A 23,278-nucleotide genomic window follows, 5' to 3' on the forward strand; every position below is an offset into this window, starting at 1 on the left:
CGTAGGATTATGGCGCACCCGACAGGATTCGAACCTGTGACCTTTGGAATCGGAATCCAACACTCTATCCAGCTGAGCTACGGGTGCTAACCTGTAAGGCGATGACTCGCCTCCGTCCGATGGTGGTTCTTAGCTCAGGATGTTGCCCGCATCAATCGCCAATTTGCGGTCAACGCAAATCATCCGAAAGCGACACCCATATTTTCCGCATGGCGGAGAGACCTAGTAACGTCTCTGGCGCCGATCGGGCGCCGAGTTCAAGATAATTTGTCTTACGGCGCCGGCACATCTGCTCTAAGGGAGGCCATGGCGTCCCGGCCGGTCGAAACCATTCAGGAGAAGCGCATGGCGCTGACAGCTTCCACACCCCGTTCCCGCGCCGGCATCGGCTACGCCATCGTCGTGACGCTCGGCATGGCGGTGACCGTCGGCGGGGCGCTGGCATTTCAGTATATCGGCGGCTACATCCCCTGCGCACTCTGCCTCCTGCAGCGCGATCCCTATTATTACGGCATTCCGGTCGGCATCCTGGCGATCGTCGTCTCGGCAATCGGCCTGCCCGCCTCGGTCACCCGGGCGCTGCTCGTCGTCATCGGCGTGATGATGCTGGTCGGCGCCGGCATGGGCGTCTATCACGCGGGCGTCGAATGGGCTTTGTGGGAGGGTCCGGCAAGCTGCGGCGGCGGGGCTGGCGTCACCACCAATGCCGGCAGCCTGCTTTCCGATCTGAACACGGTCCACGGCCCGTCCTGCACCGAGGCAGCCCTTCGCGTGGCTGGCCTCTCGTTTGCCGGCTGGAACGTGATTGCGAGCGTGATCCTCGCCGCCATCGCATTCCTCGGCGCAAAAAAGGCCGCGTGAAGCGGCCTTCCAAATTCCAGATCCCTGCTGCGCCCATCCGTCTTACGGCTGCAGTTCCGTATCCCAGTAGAGATAGTCCATCCAGCTTTCGTGCAGATAGTTCGGCGGGAACAGCCGGCCGTTATTGTGCAAGTCCTGCACCGTCGGCTGATAGGGCTTCTGGTGCGGAAACATGGCGGCCTGCTTGGGCAGCTTGCTGCCTTTCCTCAAATTGCAGGGCGAACAGGCGGCGACGACATTTTCCCAGGTGGTCTCGCCGCCATGAGCGCGGGGAATGACGTGGTCGAAGGTCAGGTCGTCGTGCTCCCCGCAATACTGGCACTCGAACCGGTCGCGCAGGAAGACGTTGAACCGGGTGAACGCGGGGTTGCGGGTCGGCTGGACATAGGTCTTGAGGCTGACGACGCTCGGCAGCTTCATCGAGAAGCTCGGCGAGCAGACCGAATGATCGTATTCCGCGATGATGTTCACACGGTCAAGAAAAACTGCCTTGATCGCGTCCTGCCAGGACCAAAGCGACAAGGGATAATAACTCAGCGGCCGGTAGTCGGCGTTCAGGACGAGCGCCGGCAGGGCCTGCGGGGAGACTGCAATCGTCAAATGACGCTCCTACCCGATTCGGCATCCGTACTTTCTATATTAGGTCCGTTGTTACAGGAATGTGAAGCCCAATAAATGCAGTGGGATACTTGTTCCCGGCTTCAGCCGAGAGGTGTGATGTCGCGGCGCATTTTCGCCGCATAATAAGCCCAGAAAAGCCGGGCCGCGACGGATCGCCACGGTGCCCAGGTTTCAGCCATCACCCCCAGATTTTTAGCCGACGGCTGTGTTTCGAGGCCGAACGCATGGCCGACCGCGGCCTGCAGCGCCACATCGCCCGTGGGAAAAATATCGGCATGTCCGCCGCAGAACATCAGGTAGACTTCCGCAGTCCATGGGCCGATGCCGGGAAGTGCCGTCATCTTGCGGATCGCTTCACCCGTTTCGAGCGCGCAGACGGATGCGAGATCGAAATGCCCTTCCGAAATTGCTGTGGACAAATGAAGAAGCGTCGCCGCCTTTGCCCGCGAGAGGCCGAACGTGGCGATAACGGCGGGGTCGAGCGCCCGATATCCTTCGGCGGTCACCGGGCCGGCGGCCGCTATCCTCCGCCAGATCGCCTCGGCACTCGCCCTCGACACCATCTGCGAGACGACGATCGACGCAAGGCCGGAAAAGCCAGGCTCGTTCAGCCTGAGCGGCACCGGGCCGGAAGCCTCGACGACATCGGCAAGCCGCGGATCGAGCGCCACCAGCGCCTCGAGCCCTGCCTGGATGTCGGAATGATCGCGGATGATCGCCACCGCCTGTCTCCCCACCGGTTGCCTCCCCATGGCCGTTTTTCAAAAAGCATGGCAGAAGAAATCATGCCCGCTCCGCCTTCTGATAAACCGGTCTATCGTTTCGCGCCAAGCCCGAACGGGTTTCTGCATCTCGGCCACGCCCTGTCGGCATTCCTCAACCACGACATGGCGAGAGCGAATGGCGGTCGTTTCCTGCTGCGCATCGAGGATATCGACCTTGCGCGCTGCACGCCGGAGTTCGAGCAAGCGATCTATCGCGATCTCGCCTGGCTGGGGCTTGGATGGGAAGAGCCGGTGCGGCGGCAATCCGAACATTTCGATGCCTACCATGCGGCACTTGATCGGTTGACCGAGATGGATCTCGTCTATCCGGCCTTCCTGACCCGCGGCGAGGTGAAAGCCAGGGTCGCGGCCTGCGAGGCGGACGGGAAGAGCTGGCCGTGCGATCCGGACGGGTCCCCGCTCTATCCCGACGATGACCGCCATCGCAGCCAGACCGAGCGGCGAAGGCTGATCGCAGAGGGTGCCCGGCATGCCTTTCGTCTCGACATGGGAAAGGCACTTGGCCTGATCGAGGCACCGCTGAGCTGGATCGAGACCGGCGACGGAGAACGCGGCGAGATCATCGCCGATCCGTCGGCCTGGGGCGACGTGATCCTCTCCCGCTCGGATGCACCGTCAAGCTACCATCTGTCGGTGACGGTGGATGATGCCGCGCAAGGGATCAGCCATGTGGTGCGCGGGCTCGACCTTTTCGAAGCGACGGCGGTGCACAGGCTGTTGCAGGAACTGCTCGGCCTTCCCCAGCCGGTCTACCACCACCACCGGCTGATCATGGGAGCGGATGGTCGGAAGCTCTCGAAAAGCGAGGGCTCAACCGGGCTCGCGGCGCTTCGCGGCCAGGGTTTCTCCGTTGCCGACATCCGTCGCCTGGTTGGCTTTTGATAGCGCTTCGCCGCGCTTGCGGCGCTCCCGCCGGAACCGGGAGAAGACCGAATAGATCCGGTATTTCATCAGGGCGGCGTTGAACTCGGCACCGAGGATGAAGATCACGCTGATCATGTAGAGGAAGACCAGCACGATCATGATCGACGCCAGCCCCGCATAGGTCGCCGCATAGTTGGCGAAAGTCGAGAGGTAGGAGGCGAAACCGAGACCGAAGGCAGTCCAGATGACGATGGTCAGCGTCACGCCCGGCAGCACGTCGATGATCCGCCTCCGTCCGGCCGGCAGCCATTTGTGCGAAAGCAGCAGGCCGATCATCAGCAAGAGGGCTGTGCCATAAAGGCCCCAATTCGCGGCCCGCGTCAGGTCGCCGATTAGCCAGGGAAAGCGGGTTTCGGCAAAACGGAGCGCGACCGGCACAGCGACGAGCAGGATGCTGATCACCGCGAAGATGACGACAGCGACGATCACATAACCGAGGCTGGCGAGACGGGTCACGTACCAGGGCCGGGTTTCCGTCACGCGGTAGGCGCGGTTGAGGGAAATCCTGAGCGCCTCGACCCCGTTGGAGGCGAAATACGCTGCCGCCAGGACCGAGATCGTCAGCAGCCCGCCGCGCGGGATTTCCAGCACCTGGCGGATCTCCGAAGCGATCGGTGCAGCGATATTCGCCGGCCAGGTGTCGAAGAGGAGATGCACCGCGGTTTCCGAAAAACCGCCGGCTCCTAGGAAACCGGCGAGCGCCGTGCCGAAGATCAGAAACGGAAACAGCGCCAGCAGGCCGGAAAGCGCGACATGGCTCGCCATCGCCCAGCCATCGTCATCCGAGAAGTGCCAGTAGGCGTCCCAAAGAACCTTGAAGGCGAGGCGATACCACCGGACGGGGCGGTTTTCTTCGGGCAAGGGCAACTCCGTTGTGACGTGGCGGGAAATATGGGAGGAACTCTTTCGATTGTACAGGGAGCCTGACTCAATGGCCGAAAATAGAACGATCATCGTTACCGGCTGTTCCTCCGGCATCGGCGCCCATTGCGCCCGGGCTCTGAAGGCGGACGGCTGGCGGGTGTTCGCGACGGTACGCAGGCAGGCAGATTTTACCCCGCTCGAAGCAGACGGCATCGAAACCCTGCTGATGGATTATACCAAGCCCGATACGATCGCAGCCTTGGTGGAAACCGTGCTGGATCGCACCGGCGGACGGCTCGATGCAGTGTTCAACAACGGCGCCTACGGCCAGGCGGGTGCAGTGGAGGACCTGGGGACCGACGTACTGCGCGAGCAGTTCGAGACCAATTTCTTCGGTTGGCACGAGCTGACGCGGCGGGTGATCCCGGTCATGCGCGCAAGGGGCCAGGGCCGCATCGTCAACTGCTCGTCGATATTGGGGCTATTGCCCTATCGTTACCGCGGCGCCTACACGGCCTCGAAATACGCACTTGAAGGCCTGACGATCACCATGCGCATGGAACTCGAAGGCAGCGGCATCGGGGTGAGCCTCATCGAGCCCGGCCCGATCACCTCGCGCTTCACGGCCAATGCTCTTGCCAAGATCCGCGAGCATGTCGACCTCGAAGGTTCGGTCCATGCGGAGCAGTATCGGCGGCAGCTGAGGCGCCTCGAGGGAGGGGGTCAGGCCAGCCGCCATAAACTTGGGCCAGAGGCGGTCTATGACGTCTTGACGCATGCCTTGACCGCACCTCGTCCGAAGCCACATTATCTGGTAACGAAGCCCGCCAAGCAGGGCGCTTTCCTGAAAAGAATACTCCCGGCCGCGCTCTTTTATAACCTGATGCGCCGGCTGGATTGAAAGGCAGCAATCCGACAATGTCTACTTTCACAACCGTGCTTGCCCTGATCGTCATGGGCCTCGTCGCGCTCGTCCTGATCCGCGGGCTGTTCAACATGCTGAAGGGCACCGACGCCAACAAATCCAATAAGCTGATGCAATTGCGTATTCTCTTGCAGGCGGTTGCAATCGTCCTCATCATGCTCACTCTCTGGATTACGGGCGGCGGTCGCCCGACCTGATTCTGATGACGGCGGATGGTAAAGCTCAACAAGATCTACACGCGCACCGGCGATAACGGCACCACGGCGCTGGTTTCGGGTCCACGCCGAGACAAGCACGACCTGCGCGTCGAAGCCTATGGCACGGTCGACGAGACAAATTCAACGATCGGACTGGCGCGCCTGCACATATCCGGCATGGCCGAACTCGATGCCATGCTCTCCCGCATCCAGAACGACCTTTTCGATCTCGGCGCCGATCTTGCCGCGCCGGATACCGGCGAGAAGCTCGACTACGAGCCGCTCCGCATCGTCGAAGCCCAGGCAACGCGGCTGGAAACGGAGATCGACGCGCTCAACGCCCATCTCGATCCGTTGACTTCCTTCGTGCTGCCGGGCGGCACTGCCGCCGCCGCTCATCTTCATCTCGCCCGCACCGTGTCGCGCCGCGCCGAACGGCTGATGGTCGAGCTGTCCCGAAGCGAGACCGTCGGCGCCCCGGCGCTGAAATATATCAACCGGCTTTCCGACTTTCTGTTCGTGGCGGCGCGTTTTGCCAATGACGGCGGCAAAGCCGATATACTCTGGATCCCGGGCAAGAACCGATAACCGCAACGGCGGAGGAGCCACAGCATGTTCATCCCGCTGCACGACGCCGTCGAACTCAAATACATCCGCGTGCAATATGTCACGATCAGCATCATCGCCATCAACGTGCTGATATGGCTGTTCACCAATTTTTCCGCACCTGAAGTGGCCGAACACGCCTCGCTCGGGCTCGGCTTCATTCCGGCGGTAATCTTCAACTACGCGACGCTCGATCCGTCGCTGGTGATCGTGCCCGACGACCTGACCTTCGTCACCTATGCCTTCCTGCATATCGACTTCTGGCATCTCGCCTCGAACATGCTGTTCCTCTGGGTGTTCGGCGACAATGTCGAGGACGCGCTGGGACATGTGAAGTTCCTCGCCTTCTATCTCATCTGCGCAGCGGCGGGCGCCGCTCTCCATGGTTTCGTGGCGTCAAGCTCGGAAGGCCCGCTGATCGGCGCATCCGGCGCGATCTCCGGCGTGGTTGCGGCCTATTTCCTATTGCATCCCCGCGTGCGGGTCTGGGTGCTGGTGCTCTTTCGAATTCCGCTGCCGCTGCCTGCCTTCATTCCGCTGGCGCTCTGGATCGTCCAGCAGTTCGCCATGCTGGCGCTCGATCTCGACGGCATGGTCTCCTGGGGCGCGCATGTGGGCGGCATCATCGCGGGCGCCATCCTCGTGCTGTTCATGCGCCGCAAGGGCGTGCCGCTGTTCGACCGCAACATCGTGACCCCGAAGGCAGTCGAGCTTAAGCCGGACGTTCCGCGGGTCGCCGCGGCAACCGAATAGAACTATGAGAAAACGGCAATGCCCGGCGGCAAATCCGCGTTGTAATCGCGCGAAAAATGCGTATCCATGTCGCCAACTGACAAATGAGGAAGCAGCAAATGTCGCAATTTGCGGCTGGAGATAGTCAAGGAAGGACCCCATGAAGATCCTGGTGCCAGTCAAGCGAGTGGTCGATTACAACGTGAAGATCCGGGTGAAGCCGGACGGCACGGGTGTCGAGCTTGCGAATGTGAAGATGTCGATGAACCCCTTCGACGAAATCTCCGTCGAGGAGGCTTTGCGGCTGAAGGAAGCCGGCAAGGCGGAAGAAGTGGTGGTCGTGTCGATCGGCCCGGCCAAGGCCGAAGAAACACTGCGCACAGCGCTTGCCATGGGCGCCGACCGGGCGATCCTGGTCGAGACCGACGACCTGGTCGAGCCGCTTGCCGTGGCCAAGATCCTGAAGGGTATCGTCGATGCCGAACAGCCGGGACTGATCATCGTCGGCAAGCAGGCGATCGATGACGATTCGAACCAGACCGGCCAGATGCTGGCAGCCCTGCTCGGCTCTGCCCAGGCGACCTTTGCCTCGAAGATCGAGCTCGCGGACGGTTCGGCAAAAGTGACCCGCGAAGTCGACGGCGGCCTGCAGACGATCGAAGTCAAGCTTCCGGCCGTCGTTACCACCGACCTCCGCCTGAACGAGCCGCGTTACGCCTCGCTGCCGAACATCATGAAGGCCAAGAAGAAGCCGCTCGACAAGAAGACACCTGGCGATTTCGGCGTCGACACCGCGCCGCGCCTGAAGGTCCTGAAGACCGAGGAGCCGGGCGGCCGCAAGGCAGGCATCAAGGTGAAGACGGTCGAGGAACTGGTTGGCGCCTTGAAGACCGCCGGCGTTCTGTAAGGAAAGGGAGAACATCATCATGGCCATTCTTCTTCTGGCAGAACACGACGGTTCGAGCCTCAACGACCAGACCGCCAAGGCGCTCTCGGCCGCGTCCAAGATCGGCGGCGACGTGCACGTGCTGGTCGCGGGTTCCGGTGCCAAGGCCGCCGCCGATGCCGCTGCAAAGCTTGCCGGCGTTTCCAAGGTCCTGCTCGCTGATAGCGCCGACTACGCCAACAACCTCGCAGAGCCGCTTTCGGCTCTGATCGTTTTGCTGGCCGGTTCCTACGACACGATCATCGCCGCCGCGACGGCGTCGGCCAAGAACGTCATGCCCCGCGTCGCGGCGCTGCTCGATGTCATGCAGATCTCGGAAATCATCGAGGTGATTTCAGCGGATACGTTCAAACGTCCGATCTACGCCGGCAACGCCATCCAGACGGTCCAGTCGACGGACGCCAAAAAGGTGATCACGGTCCGCACCGCCTCCTTCCAGGCGGCTGGCGAAGGTGGCTCCGCCCTGATCGAGTCGGTCTCGGCGGCGGCGAACCCGGGCCTGTCGAGCTTCGTCTCGGATGCCCTCTCGTCGTCCGAACGCCCGGAACTGACCTCTGCGAAGATCATCATTTCCGGCGGCCGGGCACTTGGTTCGTCTGAAAAATTCCAGGAAGTCATCCTGCCGGTGGCCGACAAGCTCGGCGCTGCCGTTGGCGCAAGCCGTGCCGCGGTCGACGCCGGTTACGCCCCGAACGATTGGCAGGTCGGCCAGACCGGCAAGGTTGTCGCGCCGGCGCTCTATATTGCGGTCGGCATTTCGGGCGCCATCCAGCATCTCGCCGGCATGAAGGACTCGAAGGTCATCGTCGCCATCAACAAGGACGAGGAAGCTCCGATCTTCCAGGTCGCAGACTACGGCATCGTCGGCGATCTCTTCGAAATCCTGCCTAAGCTTGAAAAGGCGCTTTGAGCCCGGTTCATTTCGCAAGCGCGAAAAATGCTGGCAAAACGACATGTAGCGGAATAACAATCTGCCGGGCTGCATACATGCAGTCCGGCATTTTCATAAAATCGGCGTACGCTAGAGATAGCGTAAACGCCCAGGGAGCGAAACCATGGGTTTGGTCATAAAAAGCATCGGCGTCATCGGAGCAGGCCAGATGGGCTGCGGCATTGCACATGTTTCGGCTCTCGCCGGTTACAAGGTGCAGATGTACGACGTGTCCAAGGACCGGATCGAAGCAGCGCTCGCAACCATCAACGGCAATCTCGCCCGCCAGGTCTCCAACGGCAAGCTCGGCGACGACGAGCGCAAGGCAGCTCTTTCGCTGATTGCCGGTTCTTCGGACCTCAACGACCTCGCGCCGATGGACCTGGTGATCGAGGCGGCGACGGAAGACGAGAGCGTCAAGCGCAAGATTTATGCGCAGGTCTGTCCAGTCCTTAAACCCGACGCCCTGCTCGCCACCAACACCTCGTCGCTCTCGATTACCCGCCTCGCGTCCGCCACCGACCGTCCGGAGCGCTTCATGGGTATACATTTCATGAACCCGGTTCCGGTCATGAAACTTGTCGAGCTGGTCCGCGGCATCGCCACCGACGAGCCGACCTTCCGGGCCGCCAAGGACTATGTCACCGCGCTCGAAAAGACAGCGACCGTCGCTGAGGATTTTCCGGCCTTCATCGTCAACCGCATCCTGCTGCCGATGATCAACGAAGCGATCTACACGCTTTATGAAGGCGTCGGCTCGGTCGAGGCGATCGACACCGCCATGAAGCTTGGCGCCAATCATCCGATGGGTCCGCTGCAGCTCGCCGATTTCATCGGCCTCGACACCTGCCTGTCGATCATGCAGGTCCTGCACGACGGCTTGGCGGACAGCAAATACCGCCCCTGCCCGCTTCTGGTAAAATATGTCGAAGCCGGCTGGCTCGGCCGCAAAGCCGGCCGCGGGTTCTATGACTATCGCGGCGAAGTGCCGGTGCCGACGCGGTAAGCGGACGCTATTTTGCGCCTTGCCTTGTCAAAAAAGGCATTTCAAACTATATTGACGGAGTGAGAGGCGAGCTTTCGCCCGCCTCTCTGGTTTATTTTTGGAATGTGACCCGCACGCTTGCCTGCCAGCTCGTGCGGGTTTTCCGTAAGATAAACGTGATGCTAAATGGCATGAGCCACATAGTTCACTCTCCAATTGGATGGCGAGGCCTTCGCCGGGTCGGAGGAGCCCATCTCCTCCGATGCGCCTGACAGGGGCGCGTCTGCTTTGGCCATCACAACCAAACGCAGCATAAAGTAGCAGTGTGCATTACTTCAATTGGAAATTGCGGGCTAAGGCCCCTTCGCCGCCGTGATCAGCGCCTTCGCATCCGGGCTGTCCCAGGCTGCCGGGCCATTCATTGCCGAAATCAGGCAGCCCTTCTTATCCATGATCAAGGTCACCGGCAGGCCGAAGGCGAGGCCTTCCTTCTTCAGCGAATTGAAGACGCCCATCGAGCTGTCGCGGTAATAACCGAGCGTATCGATGCCGTATTCGGCGAGAAAGGCCTTGGGCTTCTCGTCGCTGCCGGTATCGATATTCACCGCCACGACCTCGAAGTCCGGACCGCCCATGCCCTTCTGCAGCGCGTTCAACGCCGGCATCTCTTCCCGGCACGGGCCGCACCATGTGGCCCAGAGATTGAGGAGAACCGTCTTGCCGGCGAAATCGGCGGCCTTGAGGTCCTTTCCGTCGGGCCCCTTGAAGGCGAGATCGAGCGGCCTCGGCGGCCGGGCGGCAACCATGGCGGCGACCTGGCCCTTGGAGAATTGCGAGACCGACTTCACTGTCTGGACGGCACCTTCGCAGGCGCCGGAGGATTGGGCGAGAAGCCCGCTCTCGCCATTGCCAGACCCCATACTACTCACGTATACCGCCACGGCACCGGCAAGTATTCCCGCAACGGCGGCAATCACGATCAATCTGGCGGACGGAAGGCCGAAAGGTCTTTTGGTCGTCATCAATTACTCCAGGACTAGGCATCATGGCTGACGGCACGAAGGACGCAGTATCCTCCAACCAGATGTGGGGCGGACGCTTCGCTTCAGGGCCGGATGCGATCATGGAGGAGATAAATGCCTCGATCGGTTTCGACAAGAAGCTGTTCGCCCAGGATATCCGCGGCTCAATAGCGCATGCGACGATGCTGGCGGAAAAGGGCATTATTTCGGGCGAAGATAAAGACCTGATCGTGTCTGGCCTGAACACGATCATGTCAGAGATCGAAACCGGCAAGTTCGAATTTTCCAGGCGGCTCGAAGACATCCACATGAACATCGAGGCGCGGCTGGCAGTGCTGATCGGCCCCGCTGCCGGGCGCCTGCACACGGCCCGCTCGCGCAACGACCAGGTGGCGCTCGATTTCCGCCTTTGGGTGAAGGAGGAGCTCGCCAAGACGGAAGCGATGCTGACCGGCCTGATCGCCGCCTTCCTCGACCGCGCCGAGGAACATGCCGATACGGTCATGCCCGGTTTCACCCATCTCCAGACCGCCCAGCCGGTCACCTTCGGCCATCACTGCATGGCCTATGTGGAAATGTTCGGCCGTGACCGCGCCCGCGTCCGCCACGCGATCGACCATCTCGACGAAAGCCCGATCGGCGCCGCAGCGCTGGCCGGCACGCCCTACCCGATCGACCGCCACATGACGGCCAAGGCGCTTGGCTTCCGCGAACCGACCCGCAACTCGATCGATACCGTTTCCGACCGCGATTTCGCGCTGGAATTCCTGTCGGTCGCGGCGATTTGCGCCGTGCACCTGTCGCGGCTTGCCGAAGAGATCGTCATCTGGTCGACGCCGCAATTCGGTTTCGTGCGCCTGTCGGATGCGTTTTCGACCGGCTCGTCGATCATGCCGCAGAAGAAGAACCCGGATGCCGCCGAACTGGTGCGCGCCAAGACGGGCCGCATCAACGGTTCGCTGGTGGCGCTCCTGACCGTCATGAAGGGCTTGCCGCTCGCCTATTCCAAGGACATGCAGGAGGACAAGGAACAGGTCTTCGATTGCGCCGAGAACCTGGAACTGGCGATCGCCGCCATGACCGGCATGATGCGCGACGTGACGATCCGTGCCGACAAGATGCGCGCCGCCGCCGGTGCCGGTTATTCGACAGCGACCGACCTCGCCGACTGGCTGGTGCGTGAAGTCGGCCTTCCCTTCCGCGACGCCCATCATGTGACCGGTCGCGCCGTGGCGCTGGCCGAAAGCAAGGGCTGCGATCTTTCCGAACTGTCGCTGGAAGAACTGCAGTCGATCAATCCGGCGATTACCGACAAGGTCTTCAACGTCCTGTCCGTCGACGCCTCGGTCGCCAGCCGCACCAGCTTCGGCGGCACCGCGCCGGCGGAAGTGAGGAAGCAGATCGCCTGGTGGCGCGCCCGGAATTGATATCGGCCTGAACGAACGCTTGAGAAGTGATGCCGGATAGTGACTGCACAAGGGCGCGGAACTTCGCTATGAAAGTTCCGCAGCCGTGCCGGAGAAGGAATAGAATGTCGAAGTCCCTGGTAAAAATCGCCCGCATCGCCTTTGTGCTGAGCCTCGCCGGCATCGTTGTCGTCGGCTGCGGCCGCAAGGGCAGCCTCGACCGCCCGAGCACGCCGGTGGAGCAGCAGAACATCCGCAAGAGCGGCAAACCGGGCGAACAGAAAGCCGAGCCGGTTGCCAACCGGCCTTTCCTGCTCGACCCGCTCCTGTAATTTTTCCGAGTTTTACCGTGAATCATTTTCATTACATCGACGGCGTGCTGCACGCCGAGAACGTGTCGATCCCGGAAATCGCCAAGGCGGTCGGGACCCCCTTTTACGTCTATTCGACAGCCACCCTGGAACGTCACTACAAGGTTTTCGCCAAGGCGTTCTCCGATGTGGACGCAATGGTCTGCTACGCGATGAAGGCGAATTCCAACCAGGCGGTGCTGAAGACGCTCGGCCGGCTCGGAGCCGGCGTCGACGTCGTCTCCGGCGGAGAGCTACGTCGCGCGCTGGCGGCCGGCATTCCGGCAAACCGCATCATGTTCTCGGGCGTCGGCAAGACGGTGCAGGAAATGGACCTGGCGCTATCGGCCGGCATCTACTGTTTCAACGTCGAGTCCGAGCCGGAACTGGAAGTCCTCAACCTGCGCGCCCGGAAAGCCGGCAGAAAAGCGCATGTCTCCTTCCGCATCAACCCGGATGTCGATGCGGGCACACATGCCAAGATCTCGACAGGCAAGAAGGAAAACAAGTTCGGCATCGCCTATGAGCGTGCCCGCGCCGTTTACGCTCATGCCGCAACGCTCGATGGCATCGACGTCAAGGGCATCGACATGCATATCGGCAGCCAGATCACCGAATTGCAGCCATTCGAGCATGCCTTCCGGCTGCTGCGCGAACTGGTCGAGACGCTGCGCACCGACGGCCACCGCATCGATCACGTCGATATCGGCGGCGGTCTCGGCATTCCCTACCGCCAGGACAACAATCCCCCGCCGCTGCCCGATGCTTATGCGGAAACGGTGAAGCGCCAGCTGCGATCGCTGAACTGCAAGATCGTTACCGAGCCTGGCCGGTTGATCGTCGGCAATGCCGGCATTCTGGTGACCGAGGTCATCTACGTGAAGGACGGCGGCGAAAAGTCCTTCGTGGTCGTCGACGGCGCGATGAACGACCTGATCCGTCCTACGCTCTACGACGCCTATCACGAGATCCGTCCGGTCGTCGTGCCGGCCGCCGATGCGCCGCGCATCAAGGGCGACGTCGTCGGCCCGGTCTGCGAAACCGGCGACTATCTGGCGCTCGACCGCGAGATGGCCGAACCCAAGCCCGGCGACTTGATCGCAGTCTCGTCCGCCGGTGCTTACGGCGCCGTGCAGGCAAGCACCTACAACAGCCGCCTGCTGGTACCGGAGGTTCTGGTGAAGGGATCGGAGTTCCATGTGGTCCGCGCGCGCGGGAGCTACGAAGAGCTCATCGGCCTCGATTCCGTGCCGGCGTGGCTTGACTGAACATTTAACGCCCCGTTCACTTTTACGGGAAAGCCCGGAAAATATGGGGGCGGATCGCCCCCTGCCCTCGTCTTCGCCACAAACATCGTTATCTTGGAAGCTTGATTTGCGCCGCCACGACTGGAGTCGGACCGCATGAGCTTCATCCGCAAAGGTGCCTTCGAATTGCATCCTGTGCTTGCGCGTCGCGTTGCACTGAAACGGTCCTTCGCCCGGATCGTGTTGTTTTTCGAACGGATTTTGCCGCTGCTGCTCGCACCCCTCGCTATAGCGGCGCTCTTTCTCTCGGCTGCCTGGTTCGGGATTTTCCGGATCGCTCCGGATTGGCTGCGATGGGTCCTGGTCGGCGGCTTTGCCTTTGCCTTCGTATACGCGCTGCTGCCGTTCAGCCGCCTGCGCTGGCCGGCGGTGGCCGACGCTGATCGGCTTCTCGAAGTCCGCAACAACCTGCCGCACCAGCCGGTCGGCGTCCAGGACGACCATCCGGCTTTCGAGACGCCCTTCTCACGCGCGCTCTGGAAGGAACACCAGATCCGCATGGCCGAGCGCATCGCGGCGCTCGATGCCGGCCTGCCGCAGCCCGATATCGCCCGGCACGATCGGTTTGCCCTGCGTGCCATTCCCGCTCTCGTCTTCGTCGTCGCGCTCGGTTATTCCTTCTCGAACGGCGGCGGTTCTCCTGCCGATGCCTTCCGGCCCGCGCCGCCGGCGCCGAGCATCAACCCGGACCTGCGCATCGACGCCTGGCTGACGCCGCCGTCCTATACCGGCCGCGCGCCGGTCTTCCTGACCGGCCGCGAAGTCACCACCACCACTGCTGCCGTCTCGATCCCGCGGAATTCGGCGCTGACCGTGCGCGTCACCGGCGGTGAAGGCGGCGAGGCCGTGGTCTTCGCCCCGAAGGCCGGCGGGCAACCGTCGACATTGATCACCGAGGAAGCCAAGAAGGCGGCGGAAACGGCGGCGCAGCAACCCCAGCAGGGCGCCCCCGGCCAGCAGGGGCAGCAGACCACCCAGCAGCCACCGGCTCAGCAGGCTGCGCCGCAGCAGCCCAACCAGCAGCGGCCACCCCGCACCTATGCGCTTAACGTCGCCGAGAGCGGCAGCCTGACTGTCAACGGCCAGAGCTGGGCTTTTGACGTCATCCCCGACCGGCCGCCGGAAATCGCCTTCGACGGCCAGCCGAAGCGTTCGGTCAACGGCGCGCTCGAAATCGGCTTCACCGGCAAGGACGATTACGGCATTCGGGAAGCCCATGCGCTGATCGAACCGGTCGATCAGCCGGCTCCGGGCGCGACCCCGCTCTATCCGGCCCCGGACTACCGGCTCGACCTGCCGCGGCAGAACAGCCGCGAGGTCAAGGCCCTGACGAGCCGCAGCCTGATCGAGCATCCGCTCGCCGGCAAGCGGGTCAGGATCACCCTGGTCGCCAAGGACGGCGCCGGCCAGACCGGCCGCAGCCCGGCCCATGAAATGGTGTTGCCGTCGCGCGGCTTCTCCGAGCCGCTCGCCGCCGCCGTCGCGGAAGAGCGCCAGGTCTTCGCGCTCGACACCCGCCAGATGCCCCGCGCCATCGAACTCAACGAGGCGCTGGCGATCCGCCCCGACGAAACCATCCCTAATCTCAGCCATTTCCTGCTGATCCGCTCGGCGCTCGAACGCATGAAACTCGCCCGCAACGAGGAGCAGCTGAAGGATACCGCCGAATATCTTTGGGAGATCGCGCTCGGCATCGAGGATGGCGACCTGTCGCAGGCGGAGCGCCGCCTGCGCGACGCCCAGCGCAATCTCGCCGAAGCGTTGCAGAACAAGGCGTCCGACCAGGAGATCGCCCGGCTGATGCAGGAACTGCGCGAAGCCATGCAGCAGTTCATGAACGAACTCGCGCAGCGGATGCAGAACGCCCCGCAGGCGCCCAACAACATGCAGTCCCAGAACGTCATCCGGCAGCGCGACCTGCAGAACATGATGGACCAGATCGAGAACCTCGCCCGGTCCGGCAATCGCGATGCCGCCCAGCAGATGCTCAACGAGCTGCAGCGGATGATGAACAACCTGCAGGCCGGCAGGCCCCAGCGCGGGCAGCAGGGCCAGCAGCAGCAGAACGGCCAGATGCGCCAGCAGATCGACAAGCTCGGCGAGATCATGCAGGAACAGCAGCGGCTGATGGACCAGACCTTCAAGCTGGATCAGGCGCTGCGCGACCGCATGCAGCGCGGCGATCCCAGCGAGCGGCCCGGCGATCAAAGCCAGCAAGGGCAACAGCAGCAGGGCCAGCAACAACAAGGTCAGCAGGGCCAACAAGGTCAGCAAGGTCAGCAAGGGCAGCAAGGGCAGCAGAACACCGACCAGATGACTGCGGAGCAGCTTCGGGAAGCGCTGAAGAACCTCCGCGCCCAGCAGGAAGGCCTCGGCAAGAAGCTGGAAGAGTTGCAGCAGGCGCTGAAGGGCCTCGGCATGCAGCCCGGCGAAGGTTTCGGCAAGGCGCAGAGCGAGATGGGCAATGCCGGCAAGGCACTCGGCGAAGGCCAGGGCGACCAGGCGGTTCAGGGCCAAGGCAATGCGCTCAATGCGCTTCGTCAGGGTGCCCAGAACATGATGCAGCAGATGATGCAGGCCATGCAGCAGCAGGGCCAGGGTCAGGGCGAAGGCCAGGAGCGCGGCGGCCCGGGCGAGAACATGACCCAGGGAGGCCAGAACGGGCGCGATCCGCTCGGGCGCCCGCGCGCCACGTCAGGCCCGGATTTCGGCGATCAGGTGAAGGTGCCTGACGAAATCGACGTCCAGCGTGCCCGGGAAATCCTTGAAGCGATCCGCGAAAAGCTCGGCAATGCGCTCTCCGGCGAGGCGGAGCGGCAATACCTGGAACGGCTTCTGGATATTCGCTGAGCGATCAGGCGGCTCGGGAGTTTCCGGTCGCCAGCGCCGAGGCGACGGCCCGGCGGATATCGGGCAGCGCGAACGGCTTCTGCACCACATCGATCACCTTGGCCGCGAGATCGTCTGCTCGCTCCCGCTGCTCCGCATAACCGGTCATCAGCAGGATCTTGAGATCCGGGAACCTGGCCGACGCCTGGTGCACCAGTTCTATGCCATCCATGACCGGCATGCGGATGTCGGAAAGCAGCAGGTCGAAAGGCCCTTCGCTCAGCTTTTCGAGACCCTCCGCGCCGTCGCCCGCTTCATGGGTCTCATGACCATCGAGACGAAGCGCCCGCGCAACGAACATGCGGAGCGAATCCTCGTCTTCGGTAATCAGGATTTTTGCCATTGCGGTGATCGCTCCCGTGTTTTGTTTATGTGGGAAGCAAATCAACAGAGTTTTCTTGTCGAGGAGTAAACGCCGGCCCATTGCGGGCCGACATGGTTAACACCTCGTCTCGCTCGGGCCAGGCAAATCGGTCAGGCGTCTCCGGTCACGACACCGACGAAAGGCAGCTCGCGAAAAGCGTAGGCGACATCCATGCCGTAACCGACGACGAAGTAGTCCGGGCATTCGAAACCGACGTAATCCGCCTCCAGGTCCTCCTGGCGCTTGACGCGCTTGTCGAGCAGCACGGCGACGGAAACATTGCGGGCGCCACGCTCATAGAGCATTTCCTTGGCGAATTTCAGCGTCCGGCCGGATTCCAGGATGTCGTCGATCAACAGAACGTCGCGATCCTTTACGTCGCTGTCGATATCCTTGACGATCCGCACCCCTTGCGAAACGGTTCCGGCGCCGTAGCTCGACAACGTGACGAACTCGACTTCCGGCGCCAGACCCACGTCATGCAGCGCCCGCAACAGGTCGGCGGCGAAGATGAACGAGCCCTTGAGAATGGCGATGACCAAGAGATCCTTGGTCGGTCCGGTGGCGATCTGCGCCGCGATCGCATGGTTGCGCTCAGCGATCTGTTCGGCGGTATAAAGCGGCTCGATGATTTTGCCGCGTACGACGGGCATGAGGTTCTCCTGCGTGTCCGTAAAAAACCGCGATACCACAATCAGCCGGGAAAGAGAAAGCTCTAGGCGCCGCGCTCGGCGAAGGAAAGCCGCAGATCGGGCAGTTTTCCACCGGGGTGGGGCACGCGTGCCGAAAAACCACGGCTCTGACCGCCTTCGATTGACGAGGCCGGCGGCGAGATCAGCGTCGTCGTAATGAGCGTCTGGCCCGACATCAACTCGGCGCGAATCTGCGGCATGGCACGATTGCCGCCGCTACGGTTCTCGACGATGCCGTTGATCAGCAGCACGCGCATGCCGTTGGCATCCTGCGGCGTCATCGTCACATGGGTGATGTCGAGCGTCGGTCCGGCCTCGGCCGTCGCTGACCCGGCAAACAGGAAGGTGAAGCCGCCCGCGAGGCTGAAAACGGCAACGAAGACGATGGCAACGACCGCGGAGAAGAAGTCGGCGGAAAGACGCATCAGGCCACGCTCTATGCGGGCGAGGACCCGCTCAGCGAACGACGATGCGGCGACTGCGGAATCCGCGCGCATGGTTCGGTTGTCGTTGTGCGAGCGCGGGGTCTGGTTCCTGCGGAAGGTCTCGCGAACCGGGACGAACTGGGCATCGACCACCTCGCCGCGCCGCGCATTTACCCGGGTCGTGCGCCTGGAAGGTTCCGGCGGCAGGATGTCCATCCGGATGGCTGTCTTGCCCTGATGGCTGCCAAACGTGCTCATGGGGCCCTCTTCGGCCCGTTTTCCCCTTTCTTCGGGATTGCGGGCATTGAATCGAATCCTGCTCAGTCGTAAATTGAAATGGTTAACGCTTCGCAAATACGGCCTGAAATTAGCCCTTTTCCGCGCGTGATTTACCGTTCGTTTACCCGGGTCGTTAAGAGATAGACGGGCACCAGAGAGTCGAAAGAGCGAGGACTGGGTCATCCGTTGATTCATTTCGAAAATGTTGGTCTGCGCTATGGGATGGGTCCCGAAATCCTCCGGGATATGACCTTCGACATCCCCAAGCGCTCGTTCCAGTTCCTCACGGGCCCATCGGGCGCTGGGAAGACCACCCTGCTGCGCCTGCTGTTCATGTCGCTGCATCCGACCCGCGGCATCATCCACATGTTCGGCCGCGACCTGTCGCAGATCCCCCGTGCCGAACTGCCGATGCTGCGCCGCCGGGTCGGCATCGTCTTCCAGGATTTCCGCCTGCTCGACCATTTGACGACATACGAGAACGTCGCCCTGCCGCTGCGCGTGCGCGGCAAGGACGAAAGCTCCTACCGCAACGACGTGATCGAGCTTCTGAAATGGGTCGGGCTCGGCGAGCGCATCAACGTGCTGCCCGCCGTCCTCTCGGGCGGTGAGAAGCAGCGTGCCGCGATCGCCCGCGCCCTGATGGACCAGCCGGAAATCCTGCTCGCCGACGAACCGACCGGCAATGTCGACCCGCCGATGGCGCGCCGGCTCCTCAATCTCTTCCTGGAACTCAACCGGCTCGGCACCGCTGTCGTCATCGCCACCCACGATCTGGCGCTGATGGACCAGGTGGATGCAAGGCGGATGATCCTCACCGAAGGGCGGCTCGACATCTATGAATGAGCTGAGCCGCCCGAAAGCGCCGAAGAGCGCCCAATCGCAGAGGCCCGAAAACGAGCAGCAGACTCAACCAGCAGGCCAGAAGCAGGCGCGCCGCGTCGAGATGCGGGTGCGCCCGACCGCGCCGATCCTGCCGCCCTCCAACATCCAGGGCAATGCGCTGATGGTGGTGATTGCCATCATGGCCTTCCTTGCCTGCCTGACGCTCGGCGCGGTGAGCATGGTGAGGGCCACGGCATCGAGCTGGCAGAGCCAGATCTCCCGCGAGATCACCATCCAGATCAAGCCGGACGACGGGCTCGACATGAACGCGGCTTTGAAGAAGGCCCGCGACCTGGCGCTCACCTTCGTCGGCACCCGCGAAGGCACGATCATGGACGAAAGCGCGACCGCAAGGCTTCTGGAGCCGTGGCTAGGCACCGGGCTGAACCTCGCCGACCTGCCCGTTCCGCGCCTCGTCATCGTCACCATAGACGAGCAGAACCCGCCCGATTTCGCCGGGATGCGCGATCTCCTGAAGACCGAAATCCCGCAGGCCTTCCTCGACGACCACCGCACCTGGGTGGACCGCCTGGTGTCCATGGCCCATACGACGGTGCTGATCGGCATGGGCGTCCTCGTCCTGGTTTTCACGGCAATGATCCTGACGGTGATCTTCGCGACCCGCGGGGCGCTGTCCGGCAATCGACATATCGTCGAGGTGCTGCATTTCGTCGGTGCCGAAAGCTCTTTCGTAGCCGGCGAATTCCAGAAACATTTCCTGAAGATCAGCATCAAGGGCTCGGCCGCCGGCGGCGCGCTTGCGGCCGCGATATTCGCCATTGCCAACATGTGGCAGGCCAATTCGCTGGCGACGCCGGAGAGCGACCAGGCAAGCGCGCTGTTCGGTTCCTTCACCATCGGCGTCGGCGGTTATCTCGGCATCTTCGCGACCATGGTGGTGATCGCGCTGCTGACGACCCTGACGGCCCGGTTCACGGTCATGCGCACGATCGACGAGATCGACCTGATCCGTTCCGATCCGGCGCGATCCGACGGATTATCAGCTTCTTGAATCGGTTGCCTTCCCTCTGTAGGTTGGCCCTGTTCTCGCCACGAATCTCCGGCTATGGACAATCATGACACCGGCCCCGACCACACCCGAAAATGGAGCGGACCGCCACCCGCGGCGGTGGCTCGGGGGAGTGTTTTCGCGCAACAGCCGGCTGCGATGGGCCGCGCGCCGCATCATCATGGTCTGCGTGCTCGGATTGGCCCTGCTTTTCGGTGGTTTTTTGTGGTTTGCAAACGCCGTGACGTCGCTGAAGACGCCTGACGGCGTCAAGGCCGATGCGATCGTCGTCCTGACCGGAGGTTACCTGAGGATAGAACAGGCGCTCGGGCTTTTGCGGGACGGAGCCGGCCAGCGCCTGCTGATCTCGGGCGCGCATCCGTCCACCAGCCCGACCCAGATCCGCAAGGTCACGCAGGCCTCGCCGGACCTTTTCGCTTGCTGCGTCGATATCGGCTACGATGCGATCGACACGATCGGCAATGCCAACGAAATCACCCGCTGGATCCACGACCACGGATACAGGTCCGTGCTGGTCGTCACCAACAATTATCACATGCTGCGCAGCCTGCACGAACTTCGCCGTGCCGATCCGGTAACGGAGTTCATTGCCTATCCGGTGGTCAGTTCCGATCTCACCCGGAAAGCCTGGTTCGCCGAGCCGGACGTGTTGCGCACCATGCTTTCCGAGTACGGCAAGGTCGTGCTCGCCACCTGCCGCGATTGGTTCGGCATCGAGCGCGGTACCGGACTGCGCAACGAAGACCCGCCGAAGACCGCGGCAAAGCCCGCGCCCTGACACTTTTCCCTCCGCATGAGGCCCTAGCGCTTTTTTCGCGGCGCGATCTCGTGTAGGCAACGCCTGTCCAAGAGGAAGCCTTTCATGCTGCTGGTGCGTTCGGTTCTTTTCAACATCGCCTTCTACACAAACCTGATCGTCCGCATGATCGTGCTCAGCCCGATCTATTTCCTGATGCCGCGCAAGGCGGCCTACCGCATCCCCAAAGCCTGGGCCGCCTCCTGCAATTGGCTGATGGCAAAGATCGTCGGCGCCACCTTCGAGATCGAGGGGCTGGAAAACGTGCCTGAGGGCGGCTGCATCTTCGCCCCCAAGCATCAATCCGCCTGGGATACCGTGGCACTTCTGCCCTGGCAGCGGGACCCGGTCTATATCCTCAAGCGCGAGCTGATGTGGATCCCGCTATTCGGCTGGTACGCCGCCAAGCAGAAGATGATCCCGGTCAACCGCGGCGCCCGTGGCAAGGTGATGGTCGACGTCATGAACCGGACGAAGGAGGAGATGGCAAACAACCGCCAGCTCATCATCTACCCCGAGGGCACACGCCGCCCGCCGGGCGCCGAGCCGCAATACCGCTACGGCATCGCCCGTATCTATCGCGACGTCGAGGTACCCGTCGTGCCGGTCGTCGCCCATTGGGGCCTGTTCTGGGGTCGCCGCAAGCTCATCAAATATCCCGGCCATTTCAAGGTCCGCATCCTGCCGCCGATCGCACCGGGCATGGATCCGGATGCCTTCTACGCCCACCTGGTCGAGACGCTGGAACGGGAAAGCGACAAGCTGCTGGTCGAGACCGTGGCCGCCAATCCGCACCTGCCGCTGCCGCCCTCGGCGGTCAAACGGCTCGCGGAGCTGAAGGGCCAGACTGCGGCGCAAGTCAGATAGCAGCCGCCACCGCGGCGCCGACACCTTCCAGCCAGTGATCTCGGATCCCCATTTCCTTGAGATGCTCGAGCGTGTTGAACACGTAAGTGTCGTTCGGCCCGGACTGGCCGGCGGAGACGCGGACGATTTCCGCCGCCTGCTCGATCTCGAGCGCGCCGGCATATTGGACATGATGGCGATCGACGATATAGCCGACCGCCCTCGCCTGCCGCCCATCTCCGAGCGCCACCGGCAAAATTTTCTCGAGATAGACATTGGTGACCAGTTCACGCCGGCGCAGATAGTCGAGCACGTCCGCCCGGTTCTCCTCGCTCACCCGGAAGGCGACACCGCGGCATGAGCCGCCACGGTCAAGACCAAGGACAAGGCCCGGGCGATCCGGAGTGCCGCGATGCACGTAGGACCAGACGCAGAGGGAGCGGCGGAAGCCGAAGGCACGTGCGGGCAGTCTTTCCTCGAACGCAAAACCCGGATTCCACATCAGGGACCCGTAGCCAAACACCCAAAATTCGTCCATATCCCGCGCCACACCATTCCAATTGAAGCATCCAGCCCCAAGTTTTCAGCACCATTGGAGAACATCATGGCAGCGTCAAGCCGAACTGGCGTCAGCGGCAAATTATGGCTACTCGCCTGCGGAGTGGTGCTGGTGATCGCACTCTATACCGCCGGCTGGTTCTATGCGGCGTCGATGCTGAAGGAGCGGACGCTGGCCCTGCTCGGCAGCCAGGAAGGGCGCGGCATTTCGGCCGAATGCACTAACGCAGACTATCGCGGCTACCCGTTCCGGATCGGCCTGTTCTGCTCGAAGGTCTCGGTCGACGACCGCACCAACGGCATTTCCGCAATGTTCGGATCCCTGCGGTCCGCCGCCCAAGTCTATAATCCCGGCCATATCGTCTGGGAACTCGATTCGCCGATCGAGTTCCGCACCGGCCACGGACTTTCGGTCTCCACCACCTGGGAGAATTTCCAGTCGAGCCTGACCACCCGGTTTCGCGGGGTGGAGCGCACCTCCACCGTGATCGAGAACGCCAGGACGAACATCCTGTCATCGGCCACCGGCCAGGCTTTCAATATCAGCGCCGGTCACACCGAAATCCATTTGCGCCAGAACGGCACCGACCTCGATGCGGCCATGACGCTGCAAAACACCGATGTGGTGATGAAGGACCTGCCGCAGCTTCTGCCGCGGTTCACGGCCAATCTCGACCTGACCCTGACCGGCCGCGCCGGCATGATCGACGGATCCGATCCGAACGGAACCGTTCTCTATGGCACTGAGGGCCAGATGCGCAGCATTTCGGCTGATCTCGGCGATGGCAAGCTGATCACCGTTTCCGGGCCCTTCTCCTTCGACGAGCAGGGTTATCTGTCGGGCAAGCTGAAGCTCCGGATCGAACAGATCGATGCGTGGCGCGACAGTCTGAGCCAGGCGTTTCCTCAGATCGCCCCGACGCTGAAGACCGCCGCCAACATGCTGTCCGCGCTCGGCCGCGGCAAGAGCGCGTCGCTCGACCTCACCATCAACCGCGGCAAGGTTTTCGCTGGCGGCTTCATCCAGATCGGCGAAATTCCGCCGATCTGAG

Annotated in this window: 26 protein-coding genes and 1 tRNA gene; 18 read left to right on the top strand and 9 right to left on the bottom strand. The window is 62.6% G+C overall.

Annotated elements, in window-relative coordinates:
- Nucleotides 1-10: 10 nt before the first annotated feature.
- Nucleotides 11-87, bottom strand: a tRNA-Arg gene (locus C5J26_RS31095).
- Between the two features lie 258 nt (nt 88-345).
- On the opposite strand from C5J26_RS31095, the gene C5J26_RS31100 reads away from it, so the two are divergent.
- Nucleotides 346-861 (top strand): disulfide bond formation protein B, encoded by a 516-nt coding sequence (locus tag C5J26_RS31100; protein WP_105405327.1) that lies wholly within the window; start codon nt 346-348, stop codon nt 859-861.
- 42 nt (nt 862-903) lie between these two features.
- On the opposite strand, the gene C5J26_RS31105 is transcribed toward C5J26_RS31100, so the two are convergent.
- On the bottom strand, nt 904-1,461 hold the full coding sequence (locus C5J26_RS31105; protein ID WP_007767848.1) for an HNH endonuclease: 558 nt from the start codon (nt 1,459-1,461) through the stop codon (nt 904-906).
- Nucleotides 1,462-1,562: 101 nt separating this feature from the next.
- Nucleotides 1,563-2,204: a DNA-3-methyladenine glycosylase gene (locus tag C5J26_RS31110; protein ID WP_105405291.1), complete on the bottom strand. Its 642-nt coding sequence runs from the start codon at nt 2,202-2,204 to the stop codon at nt 1,563-1,565.
- A 48-nt stretch (nt 2,205-2,252) separates the two neighbouring features.
- On the opposite strand from C5J26_RS31110, the gene gluQRS reads away from it, so the two are divergent.
- Nucleotides 2,253-3,149 (top strand): tRNA glutamyl-Q(34) synthetase GluQRS, encoded by an 897-nt coding sequence (gene gluQRS, locus C5J26_RS31115; RefSeq protein ID WP_105405292.1) that lies wholly within the window; start codon nt 2,253-2,255, stop codon nt 3,147-3,149.
- On the opposite strand, the gene C5J26_RS31120 is transcribed toward gluQRS, so the two are convergent.
- Complete coding sequence (locus C5J26_RS31120) at nt 3,078-4,052, bottom strand: YihY/virulence factor BrkB family protein (protein WP_105405293.1); 975 nt, start codon at nt 4,050-4,052, stop codon at nt 3,078-3,080. The genes gluQRS and C5J26_RS31120 overlap by 72 nt on opposite strands.
- Before the next feature lie 70 nt (nt 4,053-4,122).
- Here C5J26_RS31120 and C5J26_RS31125 point away from each other — a divergent pair, with 70 nt between their 5' ends.
- The 7 genes from C5J26_RS31125 (at nt 4,123) to C5J26_RS31155 (ending at nt 9,398) form a co-directional block, all read left to right on the top strand.
- Nucleotides 4,123-4,956 (top strand): SDR family oxidoreductase, encoded by an 834-nt coding sequence (locus C5J26_RS31125; protein ID WP_105405294.1) that lies wholly within the window; start codon nt 4,123-4,125, stop codon nt 4,954-4,956.
- A 17-nt stretch (nt 4,957-4,973) separates the two neighbouring features.
- Nucleotides 4,974-5,177, top strand: coding sequence for a twin transmembrane helix small protein (locus tag C5J26_RS31130; protein WP_037081726.1), 204 nt, complete (start codon nt 4,974-4,976; stop codon nt 5,175-5,177).
- A gap of 15 nt (nt 5,178-5,192) precedes the next feature.
- Nucleotides 5,193-5,765 (top strand): cob(I)yrinic acid a,c-diamide adenosyltransferase, encoded by a 573-nt coding sequence (locus C5J26_RS31135; protein WP_105405295.1) that lies wholly within the window; start codon nt 5,193-5,195, stop codon nt 5,763-5,765.
- Between the two features lie 24 nt (nt 5,766-5,789).
- Nucleotides 5,790-6,536, top strand: coding sequence for a rhomboid family intramembrane serine protease (locus C5J26_RS31140; protein ID WP_046637228.1), 747 nt, complete (start codon nt 5,790-5,792; stop codon nt 6,534-6,536).
- A gap of 139 nt (nt 6,537-6,675) precedes the next feature.
- Entirely contained in the window at nt 6,676-7,422 is a 747-nt protein-coding gene (locus tag C5J26_RS31145) for an electron transfer flavoprotein subunit beta/FixA family protein (RefSeq protein WP_105405296.1), read from the top strand.
- 19 nt (nt 7,423-7,441) lie between these two features.
- Nucleotides 7,442-8,371: an electron transfer flavoprotein subunit alpha/FixB family protein gene (locus tag C5J26_RS31150; protein WP_105405297.1), complete on the top strand. Its 930-nt coding sequence runs from the start codon at nt 7,442-7,444 to the stop codon at nt 8,369-8,371.
- Nucleotides 8,372-8,516: 145 nt separating this feature from the next.
- Nucleotides 8,517-9,398: a 3-hydroxybutyryl-CoA dehydrogenase gene (locus C5J26_RS31155; RefSeq protein ID WP_105405298.1), complete on the top strand. Its 882-nt coding sequence runs from the start codon at nt 8,517-8,519 to the stop codon at nt 9,396-9,398.
- Between the two features lie 332 nt (nt 9,399-9,730).
- On the opposite strand, the gene C5J26_RS31160 is transcribed toward C5J26_RS31155, so the two are convergent.
- The gene (locus C5J26_RS31160) at nt 9,731-10,399 is read right to left on the bottom strand and encodes a TlpA disulfide reductase family protein (RefSeq protein WP_105405299.1); all 669 of its coding nucleotides are present in this window, start codon (nt 10,397-10,399) and stop codon (nt 9,731-9,733) included.
- Between the two features lie 23 nt (nt 10,400-10,422).
- Between C5J26_RS31160 and argH the strand changes: the two genes are divergently transcribed.
- The 4 genes from argH to C5J26_RS31180 all read left to right on the top strand — a co-directional run bounded on the left by argH (nt 10,423) and on the right by C5J26_RS31180 (nt 16,312).
- Nucleotides 10,423-11,826, top strand: coding sequence for an argininosuccinate lyase (argH, locus tag C5J26_RS31165; protein ID WP_105405300.1), 1,404 nt, complete (start codon nt 10,423-10,425; stop codon nt 11,824-11,826).
- Between the two features lie 104 nt (nt 11,827-11,930).
- Entirely contained in the window at nt 11,931-12,137 is a 207-nt protein-coding gene (locus tag C5J26_RS31170; protein ID WP_038590638.1) for a lipoprotein, read from the top strand.
- 17 nt (nt 12,138-12,154) lie between these two features.
- Complete coding sequence (gene lysA / locus C5J26_RS31175) at nt 12,155-13,423, top strand: diaminopimelate decarboxylase (RefSeq protein WP_105405301.1); 1,269 nt, start codon at nt 12,155-12,157, stop codon at nt 13,421-13,423.
- A 135-nt stretch (nt 13,424-13,558) separates the two neighbouring features.
- On the top strand, nt 13,559-16,312 hold the full coding sequence (locus C5J26_RS31180) for a TIGR02302 family protein (protein ID WP_105405302.1): 2,754 nt from the start codon (nt 13,559-13,561) through the stop codon (nt 16,310-16,312).
- Between the two features lie 4 nt (nt 16,313-16,316).
- Here C5J26_RS31180 and C5J26_RS31185 read toward each other — a convergent pair whose 3' ends face one another.
- The 3 genes from C5J26_RS31185 to C5J26_RS31195 form a co-directional block, all read right to left on the bottom strand.
- Entirely contained in the window at nt 16,317-16,694 is a 378-nt protein-coding gene (locus C5J26_RS31185; RefSeq protein ID WP_037081707.1) for a response regulator, read from the bottom strand.
- A 131-nt stretch (nt 16,695-16,825) separates the two neighbouring features.
- Entirely contained in the window at nt 16,826-17,368 is a 543-nt protein-coding gene (gene hpt / locus C5J26_RS31190; RefSeq protein WP_038546323.1) for a hypoxanthine phosphoribosyltransferase, read from the bottom strand.
- A gap of 62 nt (nt 17,369-17,430) precedes the next feature.
- Nucleotides 17,431-18,090, bottom strand: coding sequence for a hypothetical protein (locus C5J26_RS31195; protein WP_105405303.1), 660 nt, complete (start codon nt 18,088-18,090; stop codon nt 17,431-17,433).
- A 207-nt stretch (nt 18,091-18,297) separates the two neighbouring features.
- Here C5J26_RS31195 and ftsE point away from each other — a divergent pair, with 207 nt between their 5' ends.
- The 4 genes from ftsE to C5J26_RS31215 all read left to right on the top strand — a co-directional run bounded on the left by ftsE (nt 18,298) and on the right by C5J26_RS31215 (nt 21,689).
- Nucleotides 18,298-18,957 carry a cell division ATP-binding protein FtsE gene (ftsE, locus tag C5J26_RS31200; protein WP_046605317.1) on the top strand — a complete coding sequence of 220 codons (660 nt, stop codon included), beginning with the start codon at nt 18,298-18,300 and terminating at the stop codon, nt 18,955-18,957.
- A 100-nt stretch (nt 18,958-19,057) separates the two neighbouring features.
- Complete coding sequence (locus C5J26_RS31205) at nt 19,058-20,008, top strand: ABC transporter permease (RefSeq protein ID WP_172724171.1); 951 nt, start codon at nt 19,058-19,060, stop codon at nt 20,006-20,008.
- A 64-nt stretch (nt 20,009-20,072) separates the two neighbouring features.
- A complete protein-coding gene (locus tag C5J26_RS31210) occupies nt 20,073-20,804 on the top strand; it encodes a YdcF family protein (RefSeq protein WP_105405305.1) in 732 nt (243 codons plus the stop codon).
- An 84-nt stretch (nt 20,805-20,888) separates the two neighbouring features.
- Nucleotides 20,889-21,689 (top strand): 1-acyl-sn-glycerol-3-phosphate acyltransferase, encoded by an 801-nt coding sequence (locus C5J26_RS31215; RefSeq protein ID WP_105405306.1) that lies wholly within the window; start codon nt 20,889-20,891, stop codon nt 21,687-21,689.
- Here the strand turns inward: C5J26_RS31215 and C5J26_RS31220 are convergent.
- Nucleotides 21,682-22,218: a gamma-glutamylcyclotransferase gene (locus C5J26_RS31220; protein ID WP_105405307.1), complete on the bottom strand. Its 537-nt coding sequence runs from the start codon at nt 22,216-22,218 to the stop codon at nt 21,682-21,684. The two genes, C5J26_RS31215 and C5J26_RS31220, sit on opposite strands and share 8 nt — an antisense overlap.
- Before the next feature lie 54 nt (nt 22,219-22,272).
- Between C5J26_RS31220 and C5J26_RS31225 the strand changes: the two genes are divergently transcribed.
- Nucleotides 22,273-23,277: a DUF2125 domain-containing protein gene (locus C5J26_RS31225; RefSeq protein WP_105405308.1), complete on the top strand. Its 1,005-nt coding sequence runs from the start codon at nt 22,273-22,275 to the stop codon at nt 23,275-23,277.
- Nucleotide 23,278: the final 1 nt, after the last annotated feature.

The organism is Neorhizobium sp. T7_12 (assembly GCF_002968535.1).
Taxonomy (GTDB): Bacteria; Pseudomonadota; Alphaproteobacteria; order Rhizobiales; family Rhizobiaceae; genus Neorhizobium; species Neorhizobium tomejilense.